The organism is Chitinophaga sp. LS1 (genome assembly GCF_034274695.1).
Taxonomy (GTDB): Bacteria; Bacteroidota; Bacteroidia; order Chitinophagales; family Chitinophagaceae; genus Chitinophaga.
On the sequence record NZ_CP128362.1, the window covers coordinates 6239033 to 6258759 of the forward strand.

The 19727-nt window shown below is 44.4% G+C and carries 15 protein-coding genes; 1 reads left to right on the plus strand and 14 read right to left on the minus strand.

What is annotated here, in order from left to right:
* Positions 1-17 precede the first annotated feature (17 nt).
* Positions 18-1094, plus strand: a complete 1077-nt coding sequence (locus QQL36_RS25605) for a DUF5013 domain-containing protein (protein ID WP_083730392.1) — start codon at positions 18-20, stop codon at positions 1092-1094.
* Positions 1095-1134: 40 nt separating this feature from the next.
* Here QQL36_RS25605 and QQL36_RS25610 read toward each other — a convergent pair whose 3' ends face one another.
* The 14 genes from QQL36_RS25610 to QQL36_RS25675 form a co-directional block, all read right to left on the minus strand.
* Positions 1135-2601, minus strand: a complete 1467-nt coding sequence (locus QQL36_RS25610; RefSeq protein WP_321567210.1) for an aspartate aminotransferase family protein — start codon at positions 2599-2601, stop codon at positions 1135-1137.
* Positions 2602-2608: 7 nt separating this feature from the next.
* Positions 2609-3736, minus strand: coding sequence for a taurine catabolism dioxygenase TauD (locus QQL36_RS25615; protein ID WP_321567211.1), 1128 nt, complete (start codon positions 3734-3736; stop codon positions 2609-2611).
* Positions 3690-4673, minus strand: a complete 984-nt coding sequence (locus QQL36_RS25620) for a sterol desaturase family protein (RefSeq protein ID WP_321567212.1) — start codon at positions 4671-4673, stop codon at positions 3690-3692. Before QQL36_RS25620 ends, QQL36_RS25615 begins: the two co-directional genes overlap by 47 nt.
* On the minus strand, positions 4670-5224 hold the full coding sequence (locus QQL36_RS25625) for a nitroreductase (RefSeq protein WP_083726457.1): 555 nt from the start codon (positions 5222-5224) through the stop codon (positions 4670-4672). The genes QQL36_RS25620 and QQL36_RS25625 overlap by 4 nt, the downstream gene beginning before the upstream one ends.
* On the minus strand, positions 5221-7029 hold the full coding sequence (locus QQL36_RS25630; RefSeq protein WP_083726455.1) for an IucA/IucC family protein: 1809 nt from the start codon (positions 7027-7029) through the stop codon (positions 5221-5223). Before QQL36_RS25630 ends, QQL36_RS25625 begins: the two co-directional genes overlap by 4 nt.
* Positions 7026-8201 carry an MFS transporter gene (locus QQL36_RS25635; RefSeq protein WP_321567213.1) on the minus strand — a complete coding sequence of 392 codons (1176 nt, stop codon included), beginning with the start codon at positions 8199-8201 and terminating at the stop codon, positions 7026-7028. Before QQL36_RS25635 ends, QQL36_RS25630 begins: the two co-directional genes overlap by 4 nt.
* A 2-nt stretch (positions 8202-8203) precedes the next feature.
* On the minus strand, positions 8204-9499 hold the full coding sequence (locus tag QQL36_RS25640; protein ID WP_321567214.1) for a lysine N(6)-hydroxylase/L-ornithine N(5)-oxygenase family protein: 1296 nt from the start codon (positions 9497-9499) through the stop codon (positions 8204-8206).
* Positions 9500-9788: 289 nt separating this feature from the next.
* Positions 9789-10427 carry a response regulator transcription factor gene (locus QQL36_RS25645; RefSeq protein ID WP_083726451.1) on the minus strand — a complete coding sequence of 213 codons (639 nt, stop codon included), beginning with the start codon at positions 10425-10427 and terminating at the stop codon, positions 9789-9791.
* A 128-nt stretch (positions 10428-10555) separates the two neighbouring features.
* Positions 10556-11743 carry a PepSY-associated TM helix domain-containing protein gene (locus QQL36_RS25650; RefSeq protein ID WP_321567215.1) on the minus strand — a complete coding sequence of 396 codons (1188 nt, stop codon included), beginning with the start codon at positions 11741-11743 and terminating at the stop codon, positions 10556-10558.
* 63 nt (positions 11744-11806) lie between these two features.
* Complete coding sequence (locus QQL36_RS25655; protein WP_321567216.1) at positions 11807-14212, minus strand: TonB-dependent siderophore receptor; 2406 nt, start codon at positions 14210-14212, stop codon at positions 11807-11809.
* Positions 14213-14356: 144 nt separating this feature from the next.
* Positions 14357-14536 carry a hypothetical protein gene (locus tag QQL36_RS35775; RefSeq protein WP_083726445.1) on the minus strand — a complete coding sequence of 60 codons (180 nt, stop codon included), beginning with the start codon at positions 14534-14536 and terminating at the stop codon, positions 14357-14359.
* A 104-nt stretch (positions 14537-14640) separates the two neighbouring features.
* Positions 14641-15909, minus strand: a complete 1269-nt coding sequence (locus QQL36_RS25665) for an MFS transporter (protein ID WP_321567217.1) — start codon at positions 15907-15909, stop codon at positions 14641-14643.
* Between the two features lie 178 nt (positions 15910-16087).
* Positions 16088-16846, minus strand: coding sequence for a 6-phosphogluconolactonase (locus tag QQL36_RS25670; protein ID WP_321567218.1), 759 nt, complete (start codon positions 16844-16846; stop codon positions 16088-16090).
* A gap of 24 nt (positions 16847-16870) precedes the next feature.
* Positions 16871-19714 carry a TonB-dependent receptor gene (locus tag QQL36_RS25675; RefSeq protein WP_321567219.1) on the minus strand — a complete coding sequence of 948 codons (2844 nt, stop codon included), beginning with the start codon at positions 19712-19714 and terminating at the stop codon, positions 16871-16873.
* Between the last annotated feature and the right edge of the window lie 13 nt (positions 19715-19727).

The window sequence follows — 19727 nt, forward strand, 5'->3', positions numbered from 1 at the left end:
ATTTAAAAAATCAATCTATGAAACAATCAATCATCATCATATTTCTTTTATCGCTCTGGGCTTGTAAAAAGGATGCCGACAGTTATGGCATTCCTAATATTTACATGCCACAGGCGCTCAATATCTCTGGTGGTATCAGTGCGAACTATCCTGTGCCAACTGGTACGGATTCTTCCACCTATAATTACACCATTGATGCGACTACCAATAAACTCAATATCATCCTGGGTGTTGCGCAGGCAAGTACGCTCAAACCAGCAGGTTTTACTGTCAATGTTATAACCGATGCTGATACTATTGATCTCTTAAAGTTCAACAATATCCTGGATGCGAATACCCTACTAATGCCTGATTTACTCTATACCCTTCCATCTTCTGTCAGTGTTCCTGCCGGAAAAAGTGAGGGAACCTTTTTTCTATCACTCGATATCAATCAGTTAAAATCATCTGATTACGAGGGTAAGAAGCTCGCACTGGCAGTAAGACTGAAAAGTACGGGACAGTATGAAGTTGCTTCCAATGCCGCGGTAACAATTGTAATTGTAGATGTAGATGCGCTGGTCATTGGCCCATCCAAAGATATCTCTTCCCAATATCTGAAGAATACCTCTACCCCATTCACAATAGCCGGTCTTCATTCCGGTGGCCGCTGGGGTACGCTGACGGACTGGATTGCCAATACGGCGGCAAAAAGCCATGACGGGTATGGTGGGTATGCAACAGATGAAGGAGGCACCATAGATATGGAAAGTGGCTGGGGATCTCCGGCTATTCATAATGGCAAGATCTGGCAGACTACGGGTAGTGCGCTGCCAGCGGGTACGTATACTTTAGATGTATCTGATCTGGATTGGCAGGGAACAAAGGATCCGACTTATATTGTAGTAGCGCCGGGGTTGGATACGATTCCGGATTATGGGGATATAAGCGGGAATACAACGATTCAGTATACGCTGTTCAGTGATCCCAAGATTACGTTTACGCTGACTGAAGAAACTAAAGTTACAGTTGGTTTTGCGGCGAATTATATTCAGGATCAACAAGGGTTTAAGATATATAGTGTAAAATTATTAAACTATCCCAAGCATCTATAATTTCTATACCGCCCCCTACAAAAGGGGGCGGTATAATATATCAAATGTCTCTGATTGCTTTTAATATCTCTTTGATATCCTCAATCGTAGTCAAAGGATTCAAAATAGTAAACTTCAGATAAAACCGTCCATCAACTTTCGTACTCGCTATCAATACTTCCCCGCTAAAAAACAACCGCTCTTTTATCTTTTTATTCAATTCACAGGGCGATACATTTAAGCCAGCCGGATAATACCTAAATACCAACACCCCCAAATCACTATGACTCAACAACTGAAAATCCTCCTGCTCCTCTATCAAACAAGCCGCCTCTTCTGCCGTTTCTATAATCGTATCCGTATACGCACCCAACTGCTGCCTACCCATAAGCCTCAAAGTAAACCATAACTTCAATGCATCAAACCGCCTGGTACTCTGCGTCACCGATTTATTGATCTGTGCAGGCAGTGCATCATAATCCTGCTCCTTCGGATTCAGATAATCTGCATGATGCCTGATAATATTCAGGTGTACCCTGTTTTTCACTATAAATGCGCTCGAACTGATCGGCTGAAAAAACGACTTATGATAATCAATCGTCACCGAATCCGCCAACTCAATCCCATCCAACAAATAACGATACTTATCCGTCAATAACAATCCACAACCATAAGCCGCATCCACATGATACCACAACTGATTCCGCTTTGCCACTCCCGCTATACCCGATAACGGATCTACATTTCCGAAATCCGTGGTACCTGCCGTCGCTATCACTGCTATTGGAATATTCCCCAATTCTTTTTCTTTTTGAATCGCTGCTTCCAGCGCACCCATATCCATCCTGAATCGTTCATCAGTCGCCACTTTTATCACCGCCTGCTCTCCCAACCCCATCAGCGAAGCATTCTTCTGATTACTAAAATGTGCCTTCTCCGACACAAATATCCTGAACCGGTTGGCTTCTACCGGATGCCCATCCAGCTTAATATTATGATGCAGGAAGTTCAGCGCATAATAATCCCTCGCCAGCAACAACCCCATCATATTACTCTGGGACCCACCAGCTGTAAACACGCCATCACACTGTTCATCATACCCGATCTGCGCACCCGTCCAATCAATCAGTTTCCTCTCCATAAATGTTCCACCCGCACTCTGATCGTAGGTATCCTGGCTACTATTGATCGCACTGATAATCACCTCTGCCGCCAGGGCCGGTATTACTACCGGACAATTCAGGTGTGCAATATACTTAGGCAAATGAAAGGCCGTGGCATGCTGTATATACAACCGATCCACCTCTTCAAACAAACGCTCATAATCAGGAAGCGGGGTATCAAAATCCACTTCCCTGAACTGCGCCAGCAAAGCCGCGGGCTTTATCCCGCTAAATGGTCGCTTATTGTTTTCCAGAAAAGCCGTCACCCGCTCTGCAGCAGCCGTGATAGCAGCATTGTATTCCGCCGCTGCCCCCTCATAAAAGAGATCCTTTACAGGTGCAGCAACCAGGGTTGGTTGATTCATGTTTGATTTATTTAAATAGACTGCCATAATGTTCTTCCATTATTAAATAAGGATCGTCCGCATGTGTTACTCCCCTGATGCCAATGAGACTGGTCTTACTCATCATTCTCAACATCATTCGCCGCTCACACTTTACCATCATATCATTCTCTTTCCGATATCCCGCCACAAATGCATTTCTGCCATGGGCACACAAATGATTGTTCACAAAAATGAGATCACCTGACTCTGGTATATAATCATTGTATATCAGCTTCCGCGCTTCCTCCCAGAAATGCTTCAGGTAAGCCATTGCCTCCGGGGTCTGCCCAGCCGATTCATTATAAATTTGTTCTGCCGCATCAAAGCGAATGAAAGGATTCTCCCTGTTTCCATACAAAACAGGGGTAGTCACTTCTTCTCCCTTCGCCACATCAGCATCATAATTCGCATCCTTCGGACATTTATAAATAGATTGGAACAATGCATCCATCTCCTCTCCCAGCAATCCATGCGAGCGAATACTATACAAGGAACTCGGTACATTCTCTTCATTCCTCAAAAACAAAAAGCTCAAAAAATCCGCCGCATTAAAGAGAAAAGCATCTTCCGTATGCACAAACAGATCCGTTCTTGACCCGGACCCTGTCTGTGTAAAATTCATTTTCTCATCAGGAATGATCGCATGCAATAATCCGCCTCCCTTACGCTGGGCATAGTACTGTACAGGCTTGGAAGGTACCGCTCCATGCAACAAAGCACAGATAAAACCATAACGATTGATCTTCGTATAATCCATCTGTTTATAAGAAGGCGGTGTAGGACCCAGCTGATCCTGATCTACATTCACCAACCCTCTCAGTACAATCGCCCCATATTGGGAAGCCGAGAAGTCAGTACCGAAACTGCAGAGGATACGTGAAATCCTTTCCGGCAATAACTGAAATGCATGTAAATGCAACTCTGCGATGAATGCCGGATTTTCATAACTGCCAAATGCCAATGCCAGCATATCGCCCAGTTTTGTCAGCGCAGCGCGTTCTCGTGGTGTAATGTCTATGATGAGTGGGGCCATTGGCGGATAGGCACGTGTTACGGAGAGCAACACATCATGCATGGGTTCCATCAATGGTATGTTCGCTGTATTGGGTTCCATATTTTTTCTTTTTAGAAAGTGGATATTGATATTCCTTCCAGGCTTCATCCCTGTATGCAGCAGCCATTTTGCCACCGTCTATATGATTCCATCCCGGAGGTTTGAGGACATAGCGTATTTTATCAATAAGACGGGGTGCGGACCGGATATCCATCCATAGATCCCGCCAGAGTAGTAGTTGTACCTGCCAGAGGCTTTTGGGGTTAATCTTTTCACTCAGGATGCCATACACTGGTTTTATATCATCCAGTTCTGTCTGAAACGTACGAAATAATTTATCCCATATGGAAAAGGTCTCACCATAATTGCGATCCAGGTAGATATAATTTTTAGCATGATGTACCCTGTGTACGGATGGTGTGATAAACAGGAATTCAAGGAATCGTTGTTTCCCGACAAAGCGGTCAAAGTGATCATTGACATGTTCATACAAACCATATAGTCTGGCAATAGACTCACAGATAAATATCATGAATGGATCAAAACCTAAAATGGGTAGCCAGATAATCGTGAGTGGGATATGCAGGAATCCCAGGAAGGAACCCCGCACAGCCACCGTCAGTTTCATTTCTTCAGCCGTATGGTGCACACCATGTATGCACCAGAAGAAGCGTACCTGATGGCCCAACAGGTGTACCAGCCAAAACATAAAATCATACACCAGATAAGTGAAGATCCATATGTACCAGGCATCGCTCAGTGTGGTGATCCTATATTGGTACAACCACATCATAGTGCCAAAGATCACCACCTTGCCCAGGAAGAAATAAGGAATGCTATCTAATACATAGGATAATACATTCACCCAGCCTTCTCTGTTGCTTTCCATTTTTTTACTGATGACCAGTAAGAGCCATTCTACAACGACAAGGCCAAGGACCACATAGCCAAAAACGCCTTGTAGTTTTCCAAGTAAGATGGGGAGATATGTATTCATGTTAACCAGGTCACTTTTTTCTCAATCCCTGTCCGCCGTTTACTGGAAGTATATTCGGCCATATCATAATAACCCATGTAAAAAAATCCCAGGCATCTTTCATTCGGTGCCAGTTCAAATCGCGCGGCATATTCTATACAGGCAGTGCAGCTATCCCAATATCCACCTATATCATAGGCGGTGCAGGTCAGCGCCATGTTCTGTACGGCACAGGCCACCGCTGCCAGTTCTTCCCACTCTTCTATGATTACTTTCGTACTCCGCTTCATGATGATCACGATCACACAACCTGCTCTGGCAGGATAATGTAATAACCGTTCATACTGTGCGCTGTAGTAATCCGCCAGATACGATCCGAACTGTATCAGCTGTGCGCCCTGCAATACAATAAACCGCCAGGGCTGGGTCATTTTATAATTTGGCGCCCAAATGGCATTTGTCAATACTTCTTCTATAACCGGTTTGGGAACAGGCTTATCTATATAATAATCCGCAAAAATACTCCTGCGATTACGGATGATATCCGTAATCATTTCACCTTTCGTCATCATACATTCAACAGGGAGGCATTTGCTTTTTTGAATACAGCTACCGGATTCTTTAACATACCGGCCAACTGCAAACTACCCGCCGGATCGGCCAGATCTACCATTTGCTTATTATTTCTTAATTGCAGTCTGTTCAGACAAGACAAAATGAATTCTTCTGCAAACAGGTCATACTGTTCAAACTTCTCTGCATGTTCCGGATGTTCTTCCTGATATGCATGAATGGTAGCTGCCACCAGCTGCCAGAATTTATCTTCTGCATAGTCACAATGTTCTACCAGTATCTGCGCCACAAAACGGAAGAAACAATCAAACACATCGGTGAGGATACTCAATGCACGTAACTCTTCCGGCACTTCCACACAGATCCTTCTACCCTTTTCAGGGATCTCTTCTTTGTAACTAAATACCCCTATCTCCTCTGTGATGTCTTTCATGATGGCCTTGACAGGTACATGGTTTTCCAATACCAATATCAGGTTCTCTCCATGTGGCATGAATACCAGGTCATGCTCATAGAAACAATGCAACAAAGGCGTGAGATAACTCTGCAAGTACTTTCTTAACCAGTCTGTTGTAGAGAGACCAGCTGCTTTGATCAACTCGTGTAATAAGGAGTTACCATTGAAATCGATATGTAGTAATCCAGCCATTGTCATGAGTCTTTGACCCGGTTGTAACACAGTGGCCGGGCTTTCACGCCACAGAGCAGCCAGCATTTTATTATAAGAACTCATTTTTCCAAATGGCTCATAATAGAAGTTGCGGTAACCGACTGTTGCTACTTCACATAATAATGTAAACCCTAATTTTTGAATATAAGGATCTCCGGCAATGGCTGACTTAATCCACTCTGTAATAGGTGGCGTACTATCCATGTAATATGGGGTAAGCCCTCTTACAAACCCCATATTGAGCACGCCAATGGCGGTCTTGGTATAATGCTTATCCGGATGACTAAGATTATAAAAGGTACGAATGGATTGTTGTGCACTGAAATCATCCGGTCCTTCACCCAGACAAACAAGTAAGTTATTAGCGATATCAGGTGCAAATACAATTGCTAATTTATTGTACCACTGCCATGGGTGTACGGGAATAAAAAAGTAATCAGCAGGGTCTACGCCTTTCTCTTTCAGGACTTTGTTGAAAGTCTCCAGCGTACGTTCGCCTAGTTCTTTTTCCATTAATAACTGGTAAGGCAGGCTATCTACCGCAGCATAGGCAGCACGGCTCTTATGTCCTGCTAACCAGATCAGCCGGATTTTTGCATCTGCTTCCGGCGCATAGGCCTTGTAATCTGCCGCATCAAATCCGATGCGGCCATTATTAGCTACAAAGCAGGGATGCCCGCTGGACATGGCGTGTTCGATTGTCTGGTAATCTGCATTGACCAGATCTGCTGCACTCAGTGTATGATTGGCCATCATATATGTACTGCCGTATAAAGTACTGGTGATCTCCTCAAGATAACTAGGCAATTGTTCTGTAGAGATATTCAACAGGTCTTTGAATTCCAGTATAAAGTGCAGACTGTCTAAAGCTACTTGTTCACCGTTCCTGAATTTCTTCAGCGAATCTTTGTCTATATACCAGTGCTGCAGGCTCAGTATCCTGGCACGAAAACTATAAACGATATCTTCACTTATCAAATTATAATGCCCCCATCCTTTCTCTTCATATTGCAAAATGGGTGCAAGCAAGAGCTCATGAGCAAACTCACTAATGATCTTACATACGTGCAACTGGTTGGCACGAGCCCATAACAGGGGTTGTAAATTGGAAACTACATGTGCGGCTTGTTTCATACTATCAATTTTGACGTTTGGGTAGTCTGTGTTCTGATTACATGATAATAAAGGGCGGTTACAACGGCGAACCCTGAAAGGGCTACCATAAAGGGCATGCGCAGACTAAACTGATCTACCAGTACCCCAGCCATTGTGCTGGCTATCAACACGCCCATATTCTGAAAGAAATGGATCTTGCTATATTCAATAGCATACGCTACAGGATCGCTCACATGAAAGAGCAATGCATCGAAGCGGACGGCCGCCTGAAAGAAAGACCAGCCATAAATACAGCGACCAATAAATACAGCGCCTGCCAACGGATACCCCTGTAATAACAAACCTGCCAGTCCAAACAACAATGCAGAGATAATACCCTGGTATACATTGCGCTGCCCCTGCCGTTTCTTATTTACATAGAGGCCAATCATAGCCACCACGGCTGGCATGGCGTATACTGTGCCTGACAAAATTGTACTATTACTATTTGTAACGCTCTCCCAGTACCGCACAAAAAATGGCCGGATGATGAAATCACTGAAATAAAGAATCATTGTAATAATCCCTAGTTTCAATACCATGCCTTGTGGCCAGATACTGGTTTTAATCTTTTGTGGATTTTCCACTGGCGGCACTTCATCGGAGCCAGAGGTTTGCAGCAAATAAAAACTCATACCGGCCTGTATAAGATCACCTGCTGCCATGCCTATAAAAATCCATGCCGGTGACAGCCAGTCGATCACCATACCTCCAAACACCGCACCGAGTACACTGCCACAATGAATGATCACAGCAAGCAGTCCGATGATATTGGTATGTTCTTCTTTCTTTGTAATGCGCAGGATAAAAGGATACACCAACAGGTAGCTTCCTTTAAAGACGATAATCGATAAGGAAACGATCCAGAAGTGTACATAGTTCGTGATAAAGAAACAACTGGCGGCCAATGCACCAGCTACCAGCTGTGTGTATACGAGAATACGCAGTTCCGACTTACCTTTTGAAATCCATGCCCACATAGGGAATGCGATCATCACTGTCGCACATACCGTACTGAAATAAAAACCCACAGCTTTCGGATCAGTGATCCCAAACTGGGATTTGAAGAAATGAGGGTAAAAAGGATGCAATAAATAGTCACTCACCACCGCCACCAGCGTCATGATGATCAGGAAATTCCTCACCTTCATACTTAAATCAGTTCGGGTATGTTTTGTAAGATTTGTTCTTCATCGGTAACCATAAATTGCTGGAAGGCAATTCGCTGCTCTATCGCATAGTAGTCCTTACCGGTCATCTCGCGGATCAGGATGGCATTGCGGTAACAGCCCATCCCCAGATCTGGTGTAGATAGTCCATGGGTATGCAACTCGGCATTTTGTACATAGATATTTTGCCCAATACTGTAGTTACGGTTTACATCGAACCGGCCTTTTTCATCAAAGGCGATCCTATCTTTGATATTATTTAAGAAAGCCGGCATGCTGTAGTGATAACCAGTGCATAGAATCAGGCCTTCTGTATGATGCCTGTAATGCTTTTCCACTTCTTCCTGATAAAAGTCCAGTGTGAAGCCATCATCATAAGCGACCTTCTTCAACGCGGAATTTGTACGTAGTGATACGGTAATCTCGTGTTGGAGTCTTTTTGTATACAGCAGATCGAAGATATTGCCAATGAGATCGTTATTAATCCCTTTGTACAAATGCCGCTGGTTGCGGCTCAGCTGGTCTCTCTTTTCCATCGGCAATGCATGAAAGTAATCGACGTATTCAGGAGAGGTCATTTCCAGTGTAAGCTTACTGTATTCAAGCGGGAAAAACCGGGGAGAACGGGTGATCCAATGCAATTGGTATCCATAGGTGTCAATATCTCCCAACAGATCATAATAGATCTCCGCAGCACTCTGTCCACTGCCTACAATTGTAATACTACGCTTACTTTGTAAGCTATTTTTATTTTCAAGATAGGAAGATGAATGGATGGCATTTTTCATATGCTCCCTGCACATAACAGGTACATACGGAACAGTGCCGGTACCCAACACCAACCTTTTTGCTTGAATAACTCCGTTATTGCAGGTAAGCGTATAGTGCTGTCTGTTATCATCCCATACAATATCATCTACCCTTGTGTTCCAATGCAGATTATCTAACTTTTTCACCGCCCATTGGCAGTACTTGTTATACTCATGGCGCAGTATTTTAAAATTCTCCCTGATGTAAAAAGAATAGATACGTCCTTCTACTTTCAGGTAGTTCAGGAAACTGAACGGACTGGTAGGATCTGCCATGGTGACAAGATCCGCCATAAAAGGGACTTGTAATGTTGTGTCCTGGAGCAGCATGCCAGGGTGCCAGTTGAAACCTTCGCGCTGATCCAGAAAAATGCCATTAAGTGCTTTAATCGGTTGTGTCATAGCAGCGAGGCTGATATTGAAGGGACCTGCACCGATAGCCGCGAAGTCGTAAACCTTTTCAGTATTCATAAAATAGTAATTGTTGATGGGTTAAGGGCAGTTTTTCATTGATGTAAAACTAGGTATACCATAATAGAATGACAATCGCCTGTTCAGGGTAAAAAGAGGGTAGACACAAATGGTAACACTCTACCCTATGAAGGGTATATCATCTCACAAAAAAGAGAGTGGACTCAAAAGTTAGAGTACACCCTCTTTAATTCGGATACCGGATGGAGCCAGATTCCATTTTATGCGATTCGTAGGAGTTTCATTTATTTACACCCTCCTTACGGGGTGGTATCCTGTGGCCCACAAATTATGTAACGAGACCATTCTCTATTGCAAAACTTGCAAGCCCGACTGCCGAATGGACATTCAATTTTTTCATTATATTCTTTCTATGTGTATGTACCGTGTGCGGACTTAAATTTAAAGCTGCGGCAATCTCTTTGTTGGCTTTGCCTGAGGCAATCTGCTGAATGATAGCAGTCTCTTTACCAGTCAGGATAGTAGTACTAAAAGAGGTATTGCGTCTATCATCCAGTAGTAGATCTACAATAAACGGTGCATATTTTTTTCGCCCCTGCAAAGCGCCGGTAATGGCTTCCTGCAATTCCTGCTTTTCACATTCTTTAGTGAGATAGCAGTATACATTCAGTTCCAGTGAGCGAAGTATGTGCGCTTTCGTCTGCTGACTGGAGATAATGATTACTTTACACGAGGGAATCAGGGCGGGCACAGCGCTTACTACATCGGGACTGAAGAATGCCGGGTTATAATCGAGGATCAATATATCAGGATAGTATGTTTGTAACACGTGTTTGAACTCGTCTGTGTTCCCCGCTTCCTGTATTACATAAGGGTTCTCCTGATTAACGAGCAGACTTCTGATCCCTTCTCTATATACAGGCTGTGCATCCGCCAGTAGGATACGGATTGTGTCTGTCTTGTTCATTATTTTGGTTACGTTAAATAATGACCTTATTGAACCGATAAAGATATGACGGGAAAATAGTCTGTATACAGCAGTGCCGCCCTTAATAGTAAGGGTATAAGTTAACAAAAATCATAATAATAAGTAGTTTACACAGGTACGCTGACTACTGGTTTGCGTGATGCCTGTTTTTTATTTTTTGTCGTCTTTTTATTTTTTCTGCCCCACCAGATATATACACCGGTCACGGGCAGAGAAGCAGCAATGAGGGAGGCAAAGAATGCCAGCATTTTTCCGGGCAGACCTAATATGCTGCCCACATGCAAATCATAGTTAAATGAGAGCACCTTTTCTCCATTGTTCCGGGTACTGAATTCACTTCTTCTCAGCAGTTTACCACTATGCTGGTCATAGAATGTACTGGTACTGGTAAAGTAAGGCCTGCGGGCGTTCCGGGCATATACGGAAACCGCCGCTTTATTATTTTTAGGTATAGTCACGAACAGAGAGGTGGCAGCAGGATCCTGTTGCAGGGCTGTATGTAAAATTCTATCCATGGAATATGGGCGAAGGTCAAGTGTGTCAGAGGTAACTGCAGGCAACTCCGCCACAGTTTTGCCACCATTGGCTGTCCATTGAACAGCTTTATTAAACCATTCAAAACTCCATACAAGACCTGTCAGCGCAATCACCAGTAAGATGAACATGGCATAAAAACCGGCAATGTTGTGCAGGTCGTAGTTCTTGCGCTTCCACTTGGTATCCTTCTTCCATTTGAACCATACCCGTTGTTTCATGGCACTCTTGTTCTTCGGCCACCAGAGTATAAGTCCTGAGATGAGCATCACGACGAAAATTACCACACTCCACGAAATGATCTTATCCCCTACTACAGGCCCCATAAACAGGTTGACATGAAGGGTAATAACCAGGTTAAAGAATTCCCATTTCGTATTTTCTACTTTTACAACTGCTCCCGTATAGGGGTTCACGTATACCTTGTAAAAATATTCGAGGTAACCGTTGTAAAAGATCTTCTTTTCGTTCACCTTCACTGTACGGAAATAGACCGTACGATCCGGTGCTGTCAACACCTCCGCTACCTGCAATGGTTTATCTGCACCGATAGCCTTTTGTGCATTGGCCTGTAAAGTGGCCAGAGGCAAACGAACTGCATTGGGCGGAACGGTGACATACATGCGGTTATGATAGGCCAGCGGTTTTATCTCTTCAATAAAAGCATACAAACAACCGGTGATGCCCAGTATTAAAACAACAAGCCCGGAACAAAGCCCGAGCCATAAATGTAATTTGCCAGTGATCTGTTTAAAGGTCATAAGTTTGCTTTAAATAGAAGACTAAGGCGTGCCATTGCACACCTTAGTCATTGAAAATTATTCTTAGAAACGATAACTTGTAGACACGCGTAAATTTCTTCCGGCTTCGGCCTGCCAGTAATAAATATGGTTGCCGTTATTGTCGTAAGAAGGTGCTCCTGTGTACAGGTATTTATTCAGTACATTATTTACATTCACGTTAAAGCTGAATTTGTTGATGTTGTAACCAACACCACCATCCAGTCTGAAGTAATCTGGCAGGAAGTTTTCAGACTTATCATATACCTGACCAGCAATCCGACCTATCTGCCACTGGTAACCGGCAAAGATGCGCAGACCATTCAGCACACCTGCTGGCACACGGTAAGTAACCCAGCTATTCTGGATATGCTTCGCTGTACCGGAGATGTAGTTACCCACCAGGCTGGCATAAGAGTCTTTAGTGACCTGACCATCGGTGTAAGCATAGTTGGCCACTACGCTCAGACCACGCGCCAGCTCACCCTTTACATCCACTTCCACACCTTTTATTTTCTGCTGTCCGTTAGTACGGCTATAGATGAAACCAGCGGTAGGTGATTCATGTTCCAGATCTGTAGCCAGAACATTGTTCTTTACGATCTGGTAGATAGCTACGTTGGTGCTAAGGCGACCGCCGAACCACTCTTTCTTCACACCAAGTTCCAGGTTAGAACCGGTGAGTGGTTTGAAAGTTTTACCTTCCCAATCAGTACCACCATTCTGCATAAACACTTCATCGTACACGAAGTAAGCACTCAGACTACTGATTACAGAGTAACTTACACCTACACGTGGAGTGAACTTACTTTCATTTTTAGTAGTGGAGTAAGGGTTATTGTAGATATTGGTAGTATAGCGGCCGGCAATTGTCAGTCGCAGGGTATTGTTCAGGAAACCCAGTTCATCCTGCAGGTATTCCGTGGTATAACCATAGTCGTATTCCACACCTCTTACACGGATGTTTTGAGAACGATCCCAGGTAGGCTGTGTTACGTTGCTGTAAGTTGGTTTATAAATGTTGAAGGTAGTATCACCCAGGGACTGTGATTGATTCCAGTCAGCCCAGTACTGGCTACGTTTCATATCCAGACCACCTAGTACGGTGTGGGTCACAGGACCGGTTTTAAATTTACCATTTACAAAGAACTGGCCGGTACGGTTGATGGCCAATGCATCCCAGATGCCGATATTCCTTTGCAAAAGACTATCATTGAAAGAAGAGAAATAAGAAGGCCACATGCTCTGACCTCTCTGGTCATATTGCAGGTAGGCCAACTGTGCGGTAAATTTCCAGTTGTTGTTGAAGTTGTGCTCGAAAGTACCCGTCAGACTCTGATCTGTGATCTTAGTAGGATCCAGTTTCGGATCGGCAGTGGTGAAGTTGATAGGCAGATCAGCATACCCTTTGCGGGAAAAGGCATAGTTGCTGCCAATTACCTGCTCCTGCACAAACTGACGGTTATATTCCAATGTTACCGATGTCCTGTCGTCAATCAGGTATTTCAATACCGGTGCAATAGAGTAACGGTTATTGAATTCATAATTACGCCAGGAATCACGCTGTGTACCCATTACATTCAGGCGGTACAGCAGACGGCCGTTTTTGGAGAGCTTGCCATCCAGATCCAACGTACCACGGTAAGTATTGAAACTACCTACGGTCAGGGCAATTTCATTATTATTACTTAAACCAGTAGGCTTCTTGGTCACTACGTTATAGAAACCGGAAGGTTCCCCGCTGGAAAGCATAAAGCCCGCAGGACCTTTCACAATTTCGATACGGTCTACCATGCTCATGTCTTCGGTAAGCGGGCTCCATGGGCTACTTACTACGTTCATACCATTTCTGAAAGCAGAGAGCTGAGAGCCACGGGCCTGAATTTTTGTATAAATATCCCAGTGACCGATTCGCATAGCGCCAGAGATATTCCTGGATACATCTTCCTGCATATCAAAGATCTGCTGATCCTGCAATACTTCATGGGTAAGTACTTCGATGCTTTGCGGCACATCTTTGATAGGGGTAGCAATTCGGAGGGAGGTAGATGGCGCATCTACCTTGTATTTGTTTCCATCGCCCACGATTACCACCTCTTTCATTTGCTGGTTGGTAGCACTGAGCTGGATGGTTGCATGAGCGACCTTATCCTCTTCTACAGTTACCGTCTGCTCTACGGATTCGTATCCGATCAGGGAAACCTGCAATGTATATGTACCAGGTTTTATCTTTTTGAAAATGAATTCTCCATTTTGATCTGTTACAATTCCTCTCCCGGTACCTTTGACCTGTACGGTTACGTAAGGGGCAGGCTGACCATCGGAAGTTATAACTTTCCCCCTTATAGCGGAGAGGAACTCGTCAGCTTTGGCGATGTTCCAAAGGGAACTAAGTAGTAGTGTAAAAAGCAGCGTTGTGGTAAAAGTGTAACGGGTGACGTTTTGGTTCATAAAAGGTCCAGTTTATATGTCCTTGGTTTTGGCCCGCAAAACTAACCCACACAAAGGCGTAAGCATTTACGCAAAAAGGAAAAGTTTTAATCGTAATGGGAAAAAAATTTAATAATTTGGCTTAATGTAACTTTATTTGTAGAGTCAGTAACTCATTTTATTTATTGATTGTCCCTGTTTTGCCCTTTGTTTCAGGATAGCAGCTTTCTGAACCAGCAACGGGCTTGTTTTCTTTGCCTTCTCTACCCGCTTCTCAATTTCTCTCTGTATAAGGGAAGGATTTTCCAGTTGCACTACCTGTTGTTCCCATACTACATCATCCAAATAATCCTGTCTTATCGGCTTACAACTACATTTCCTGGTTCCCTCAAAGCGATAAGCATCTGGCCCAAAACAGTGATAATAATGATAGCTCCTTTGGATTTGTTTTATGAGACCTTAGTAACAGGCGTCATCTTAGGTAATAAAAAATGGATCAGCAACCAGGCCAACAGGAAAGATAGGCTGCAGTAAATGAAAATAATATTGTAGCCGGCTTTGATTTGGTTTAAGGCCTTGTAATGGTCCAATACTAATCCTATAGCAATTGGGAAAAGCACGCCGCCTATGGCTCCCGCCATGCCGCCTATGCCTATTACGGAGCTGACTGCTCCCGAGGGCAAAATGTCGGATACCACCGTATAGATATTGGCGCTCCAGGCAGCATTCCCTGCGATGGAAAGACTAATGAGACTTACTACTATCCAGATGTTCTCAGTATAACGGGAAGCAAAGATTGGCAATACCACAAGTGCAGATATCAGGAGGGCCATCTTACGGGCCTTATACACCGGCCAGCCTCTTTTAATGAGGAAGGAAGAAAGGTAACCACCTCCCAGCGCACCCAGGGTAGCTGCAGTATATATGATGATCAGCGGAGGAGAAGGTTTCTTCAGGTCCAGATGAAAAGCACTGGAAAAATATGACGGCAGCCAGTACATAAAAAAGTACCAGATCGGGTCAGTAAAAAACTTTCCGATGATGAATACCCAGGTCTGCTTCAGGCCAAATAACCAGCTCCACGACACGGTCCCATTCACCAAAGGCTCGTTATCGCTTTTTATCAGCGCCAGTTCGGCTGCAGATACTTTTTTATGATTTTCTGGTTTGTCGTAGATAAGCACCCAGCCAATGAGCCATAAGCCTCCCAGGCTACCGGTAATGATAAATGCAGCCTGCCAGCCAAAGGTTCCCAGCAACCAGGGAATAATCAGCGGTGCTGCTACTGCACCGATATTGGAGCCGGAATCAAAGATTCCCGTTGCCATGGCTCTTTCCTGTTTAGGAAACCATTCTACGACAGTTTTAATAGCAGACGGGAAGTTACCGGATTCTCCAAGGCCCAGGAATGCCCTGATTATACCAAATCCAAGTGTAGATTTTACTACGGCATGTAAAATGGCTGCCAGGCTCCATACTGCGATGGAGATGGTATATCCCATCTTGCTGCCAATCTTATCGATAATGCGGCCGAATACTAGCAGTCCGATGGCATAGGAAGCGGTAAAAGCCATTACAATATGGCTATAGTCAGTTTCTGTCCAGTTAAATTGCTTTTCAAGTATGGGTTTCAGATAGCCGACTACCTGCCTGTCCAGGTAATTGATTGTGGTTGCAAAAAACAGCATGCTGCAAATGACCCAGCGATAATTTCTCATGACTTATAATTTAACTTATTTGGTTTTGCCAACTCACCTCATAACCATTTACCATAAAGCTGGGACCTTGCGGCTGGATGATTTCAAGCGGTTTGATATCCTGACGGAAAGTCTTCGCCAACTCTGCTTTGTAATCTCCTCAGCTGTAGGCGGATGTAACGGATGCATAAAGTTGGATTTAGATGATCAGTGCGGCACTTTCCTTGTCAAGGAACATGATTGTGTTTTCATGTTTCCTTAAGATGGTTGAAGGGTATTTTTCTGAGATATCATTTTTTAGTGTATGATATACGGCCTGTGCCTTTGTTGCTCCTGGCACCATACAATAAATATACTTCGCGTTGAGCAGAGCAGGAATGGTGAGTGTATAAGCATATGGAGGTACATCAGCGGCTTGTGGAAAGCAACCTTCGTTTACCTGCTGCTGCTTGCAGGCATCGTCCAGGTCTACTATTTTCACCAGCTTGCTGTCGTTAAACAAAGCCACATGCGGATCGTTAAAGGCCAGGTGGGCATTTTCACCAATGCCCATGAAGGTGATATCTACAGGATTCGTTTTCAGCAAAGCCGCATACCTGCTACATTCAATATGAATGTCAGTGGCCTGTCCGTTAATGTAAAAAATATTTTTAAACGACACTTTGCCGAAAATCCTTTCTCTCAGGAAATTACTGAACAGCTGTGGATGTCCATCCGGCAGACCCGTGTATTCGTCCATATGAAATGCCTGAACCCTGTTCCATTCGAGGTCTTCCCTGATCAAAGCAGCCAGAAACTCCAGTTGCGAACCGGCTGCGGCAAAGATGATATTGACTACAGGCTGCTGCTGCAACAGCTCTTTTATCTGCTGTGCGGCCATCGTAGCTGCAGCTTGTCCAAGCGCCTGACGATTTTCATAAATATTAACGGCTAACTGTCCTGCTGTAATTGCTGTCATGCTTATTTTATTTTTCCACCTTGTTTAAAATCTGAATTTGAGACCGGCACGTCCCCAATAGGAATAAAATTGCTTTTCGTAAATGCGCTGCTTGTTACCGAAATAAGAGCGCTGGGGGGCATTTGTAAGATTTTGTGCCTCCACGTATACAGTAAAGTATTTGCTGAGTTGGTAAGATGCATTGGCATCCACCTGCACACGTGCATCCCTGATCACATCTTTATCCGCATCATCACCCAGGCTTACGACGTAAGATCCGTTGTAGTTAAGATTACCCTGGATAGTGAACCCCTTTAAAGAATATGCCAGAGAGCCGTTGGCACTGTGTGTGGCCTGACCAGGCAGACGCAGGTTCTTACGGAACTGTGCATCAGCATCAGAGTGGCTGTAAGTATAGTTAGCGAAAATGGTGAATCCTTTCAGGAATCCTGGCAGGAAGGTCATATTTGCCTGTGCATTCAACTCCAGTCCGTATACATTAGCAGAGTTACCATTCAGCGTCTGGTAATATCTCCAGCCTGTATATTGATCTGCCCCCTCAAATTCATCTCCGTCCAGGTTGATCACGCTGTTGTATTGGAACTTGTCGATCTTCTTATAGAAGATGCCCCCGGAAAGGATACCCAGGTTAGACAGGTATTTTTCTGCCATCAGGTCTACATTGGTAGAGAATGCCGGCTTCAGCTCAGGATTACCATCGGTCACGGTTTCGCTGAGGATATTGATGATACGGCCAGGCACGAGGTCTGCGAAATTCGGACGGGAATAGCCAAAGGTCACACCACCACGAATCAGAGATGACTTTGTAAGATCATATTTACCCTGGATGTTAGGCAGAAACCGCACATAGCTGTTTGTCTTCTTTGCCAGGGTGGTGGAAGCCCACTGTTCATCCTCGTCCTGGGTAATGATGTTGCCTTTGTAGTTTACGTCTGTGCGTTCTACACGAAGGCCGCCCAGTAACATGAACCGGTTGAACTGGATCCGGTTCATGAGATATCCTGCTGTTATGGTTTCTACTGCATCATAAAAATATGCGTCTTTGCTTACTCGTGTACTGGATTCATCAGTGGTAAAGGTGCCATCGTTGGCAGCGTAATGCTTGTTAAAGTAGTTGATGGTGGAGGTTTTATCGACACCCAGACCAAAGTCAAAATTTCCGTCCAGCAGCTCATCATCAACATTAGTCAAGCCGGCGAAGTTAGTGAGCTTACCATCTGCGGCATCTCCGCTAAAGTTAGCTACCAGAGTATTGGGCAGCTTATACCGCTTATTGTGCATGGACTTCACCTTCACGCCTGCTTTAAAAATGGCGGAGTTGTTACCTATTTTATAGGGCACAGTGGCATTGATTTTAGCAACAAAATTTTTGCCTTCAATATTAAAGTAATCACGTTCAATGGTGTTGTAGGTAAAAAGGGAAGCATCATTCCGCCAGTCAGTACCTGTAGCCATCAGATAATCTTCGTTCAGTTTACTGATGGTCAGAGGTATATTTCCTGTAATAAAGTTAAATGTGTTGTTCCTGCTTTTCAGTTTAGAGATGCTATAGAAGGCACCTCCATCCAGCTTTACTCTTCCGATCTGGGTTTCACCCTGGAGATTAAAATTCAGGTTCCCATTATCTTCTGATGCATCTTTTATTTCGTTGTATGAGCGACCCTTACTGGTCACATAATTGCCGTCTGCATCAACAGAGGTATTCTTTGTCTGCATGCGAGTACGTTTCCTGTATCTCGTCATGTTATTATCCCTGTCGCTGTACATCACGTTCAGCACAAGGTTAGTTACCGGAGAAAAGTTATAGTCGATAGTAGCAGAAGCTCCTACCCTTGTTCGCTGATTTTCCGTGTAGAGATACCTGATATCAGTAGGGAAATAGATAGAGTCTTTCCCATCTCCGAAGTCCTTTAGCTCCCATACCTGTGCATTTACTTCATCATAACCGTTAGTAGTGCGGTAATAGCTGCCAGTGAGTATCACGCCAAGCTTTCCGTTTGGATTGTTCTCGTTCTGGAAGAAACGCTGGCCGTACGAAATGTTGCCAATCCCATTGGATTTACTTCTCAGTTGGTTGTAGCCAAGTCCTGCATCAAGGGCAAGCCTGGGTTTAAGTGAGATGGCGGTAGGAGATTTCATATTCACGACCCCCGCGATAGCGTCTCCGTCCAGGTCCGGGGTGAGCGTTTTGATCACTTCCATGGAAGAAAGCACATTGACAGGGATGAGATCCAGGGTAGCATTACGTTCACCATCCTCAGAAGAGCCCATGATCTGCTCGCCATTTACATTGATGTTGGTAAAGTTCCCCGGCGTACCCCTCAGCTGTACTGTGGCGCCCTCTCCACTGGTATTGCGGCCAATGGTGACACCCGGCAGGCGTTGCATAGATTCGGCCACGTTCAGATCAGGAAAACGGCCCATCACGTCAGCAGAGACTACCTGCTTAATGTTGTCGGCATTCCGCTGCTGGTTCAGCGCTTTCTGCTGGCCTTCCATTACACTCGATACCTGGATCGTGGAAAGGCTGTGAACATTTGACGACATCTTTATATCCTTCACTACTGTGCTGCCACCTTTTACCTTCACCTCTGTTTCCATCGGGGCGTACCCCATATAGTTGATCTGAAGAGTATAGGAGCCCTCTTTCACACCTTGCAACTCAAAGGTGCCGGCGGTACCGGTAGACACCCCTTTTGTAGTTCCTTTAATTTTCACGGAAGCTCCCGGCAGGGCATTACCTTCCGTATCTGTAATCAGGCCTTTAATGTTGCCCGGCGACTGTTGTGCTGTTACATCCGATACAAGGCATATCAGTGACGCTGTAAAGAAAAAGAGCGTCCGTAACAGGTGAATACCTGCTTTCATGTAGAGATAATTT